Origin of the sequence: uncultured Campylobacter sp., assembly GCF_938045405.1 — a bacterium.
Classification (GTDB): domain Bacteria; phylum Campylobacterota; class Campylobacteria; order Campylobacterales; family Campylobacteraceae; genus Campylobacter_B.
Genome location: NZ_CALIMW010000158.1, coordinates 1 through 1,907 on the forward strand (window position 1 = coordinate 1; position 1,907 = coordinate 1,907).

The window sequence follows — 1,907 nt, forward strand, 5'->3', positions numbered from 1 at the left end:
CACCTCTTCGCTTAGACTTTGCTTATTTGTCTTTACGATGACGTGTGCGCTTGGAGTGTCCTTGAGATGAAACCAAAAGTCCTCCTTGCCGCTGTTTTTAAGCAGGCGGACGTTGCCGCGCTCGTTTTTGCCAACGCTGATTTTAAAATCGCCCAGATAGAAGTTCTGCACGTCCTGTTCGCCCTCGCCGTCCTTGCGCCGCTCCTGCACGATACGTTTGCGCGGAAGCAAAATTTCAAGCTCCTGCTCGCTCTGCGCGTTTTGGATCAGCTCGCGCAGGCTTTCGTAAAATTCCAGCTTGCTTTTTAAATTTTGCTCCTCCAGATGCAAATTCGCGCTTTTGTTTCGCAGCCTTTTTGCTTCGGCATACAGCTGCGAGAGCGCGATTTTAGGCGGGTCTTGTATATCAAACTCCACCAGCTCGCCGGCGCGCGAAATGAGCGAAATGCGCCTTTCGTAGTCTTTGATTTTGTATAAATTTTCCTTCAGCAGATCGGCGCGCAGACTAAAAAGCTCGGCCTGTTTCAAAAGCTCGGCCGCGCTTGGAAGCTCCTTTAGGCTCTGGCTCAAAGCCTCCGTTTTTTTCTCGATGCGAGCGAGCTTTACGTTTTTTAGCGAGGTGATCTTGCGCTCGTTTAAGCTTTTAAATTCCGCTTCAAAAAAGGCGCTAAAATCCTCGATCCGAGCTACCTTTTGCTCTTTGATCTCGCGCGGAGGCAGCGGGATCAGCTTTTTGCCGACGCGAATGCTTCTAAAATCGTTATCGAAGTGGCGCAGCGCCTCCAAAATAACCCCCGCCTCATCCGTGATAATGACGTTCGTAAAGCGCCCGGTAAATTCGAAATAGATCTCTGAAACGAGCCTTTTATAGCCCGCGCTAAGCTCGGCGCGAAGGGATAAAATTCTATTATTTTGCGGCACGGCGATATTTAAAATTTTACTTTTCACAAAGCGTTTGACGAGCACCACGTCAAAGGGCGCCTTGTAGGTTTTGCTCTCCACGAAGGCGGCGTTTTTGTGGATATTGGAGCTCGTTTTGTCCATGTCGAAAAACAGCGTCTCGTCGCCGTCGAAGCAAATTTTAAAAAGATTATCGCCCGTGCGTTATCGCCTACTGCTTGCGTTACGGCTTCGCGCTCGTATTCGTTTAAATCCGATAGTTCCGTTAGATACTCTGTGCCTTTGGCTATCGTGCTTTTTAAATTTTTGGTTATGCCTTTGGTGATTTTATTGACCGCGCCCGCGCTTAGGTTAAAAAGCTTTTGTAGCTCTCTTTGGGTTACACCCGCCTTATGCTTTGCTAAGATACGCGCTCTGATTTCGGGCGATATTTTCATTTGCTCGCCTTTAACTCTTTTATGGCTTGATTAACTGCCTCGCGCTCATATCTTACCGCGCGCCCTATCTTGATAAAGGGCAAAACGATATTAAAGCGCCCCTTGTATTTGTCGCTTCTCATTTTAGAAAGCGTGCTTCTGGATAAATTTAATATCTCGCCTACTTGCTTTGCCGTTAATAGCTCCATTGTTTGCCTTTTTTTGATGTTTTGAAGTATTTTAACGCGTTTTTAAATGTTGTTTGGTTTCGCGTTAAAAGAGGGCGATTAAGCCCCCTTTGATAAGCCTTTATGATCTACTTGCCTTTGCAGCTTCTTGCATTCGCTCGCGTAGTAGTTGAATAGGCGGTAAGCTTGTAAGCCTGCTTCAAATGTCGCCCGCGCTTCGTCCATATCCTGCGCTCGCTTAGCTATCTCGGCTTTAAATTTAGCCCTTTGCTTATCGTCTGCGGCTCGCTCTAGCTCGCGCTTATGCAAGCTAGTCCATAGCCTAAAGGCGAAATCTTTTAGCTGTTCGTAGCTGGGCGCGTCTGCGCCCTTAGTCAAATACTTCAAAGCGATATTAAAGTCT

4 protein-coding genes are annotated in these 1,907 nt (G+C 47.2%); all 4 read right to left on the reverse strand.

The genetic code is table 11. The features are described from left to right. A partial coding sequence (locus tag Q0140_RS06080; RefSeq protein ID WP_297962812.1) for an NFACT family protein occupies positions 1-1,044 on the reverse strand: 1,044 nt, incomplete at its 3' end. Next, positions 945-1,337, reverse strand: coding sequence for a hypothetical protein (locus Q0140_RS06085; RefSeq protein ID WP_297962814.1), 393 nt, complete (start codon positions 1,335-1,337; stop codon positions 945-947). The genes Q0140_RS06085 and Q0140_RS06080, both read right to left, overlap by 100 nt. Next, the gene (locus Q0140_RS06090; RefSeq protein ID WP_297962816.1) at positions 1,334-1,525 is read right to left on the reverse strand and encodes a helix-turn-helix domain-containing protein; all 192 of its coding nucleotides are present in this window, start codon (positions 1,523-1,525) and stop codon (positions 1,334-1,336) included. The genes Q0140_RS06085 and Q0140_RS06090 overlap by 4 nt, the downstream gene beginning before the upstream one ends. 78 nt (positions 1,526-1,603) lie before the next feature. Further along, positions 1,604-1,907: hypothetical protein (locus tag Q0140_RS06095; RefSeq protein ID WP_297962819.1), on the reverse strand; the 304-nt coding region annotated here is incomplete at its 5' end.